Raw genomic sequence first — 600 nt, forward strand, 5'->3', positions numbered from 1 at the left:
TTCAGTTTTCAAAGAACTAAAAGCGGGTGAAGAGAATCGAACTCTCGACCAGAGCTTGGAAGGCTCTTGTTTTACCACTAAACTACACCCGCGTGGTCGGGAAGACAGGATTTGAACCTGCGACCCCCTGGTCCCAAACCAGGTGCTCTACCAAGCTGAGCCACTTCCCGTAATTGGCGCGCCCGAGAGGAGTCGAACCCCTAACCTCTTGATCCGTAGTCAAACGCTCTATCCAATTGAGCTACGGGCGCTTATTCATGATGTTTTTTTCGTCGTTGTATTTTGGCGACTCAATTATCTTATCATACTACATTTTCAAATGCAAGTACTTTTTTAAGATTTTTTTGATGCGGCCGAGAGGACTTGAACCTCCACGGGGTTTCCCCCACTAGGCCCTCAACCTAGCGCGTCTGCCGTTCCGCCACGACCGCGCGGAAAAAACAAAAGTGAGCCATGAAGGATTCGAACCTTCGACCCTCTGATTAAAAGTCAGATGCTCTACCAACTGAGCTAATGGCTCGTAAATGGCTGGGCTAGCTGGATTCGAACCAGCGCATGACGGAGTCAAAGTCCGTTGCCTTACCGCTTGGCTATAGCCCA

Annotated in this window: 6 tRNA genes; all 6 read right to left on the reverse strand. The window is 49.7% G+C overall.

Annotated elements, in window-relative coordinates:
- Positions 1 to 21 precede the first annotated feature (21 nt).
- A tRNA-Gly gene (locus tag COK05_RS30665) sits at positions 22 to 92 on the reverse strand.
- 1 nt (position 93) lies between these two features.
- Positions 94 to 170: transfer RNA gene (locus tag COK05_RS30670), tRNA-Pro, on the reverse strand.
- 4 nt (positions 171 to 174) lie between these two features.
- Positions 175 to 251 (reverse strand) — tRNA-Arg (locus COK05_RS30675).
- 97 nt (positions 252 to 348) lie between these two features.
- Positions 349 to 431: transfer RNA gene (locus tag COK05_RS30680), tRNA-Leu, on the reverse strand.
- A gap of 16 nt (positions 432 to 447) precedes the next feature.
- Positions 448 to 520, reverse strand: a tRNA-Lys gene (locus COK05_RS30685).
- A gap of 5 nt (positions 521 to 525) precedes the next feature.
- Positions 526 to 600 (reverse strand) — tRNA-Gln (locus COK05_RS30690).

The organism is Bacillus cereus, assembly GCF_002567495.1.
Lineage (GTDB): Bacteria > Bacillota > Bacilli > Bacillales > Bacillaceae_G > Bacillus_A > Bacillus_A cereus_AQ.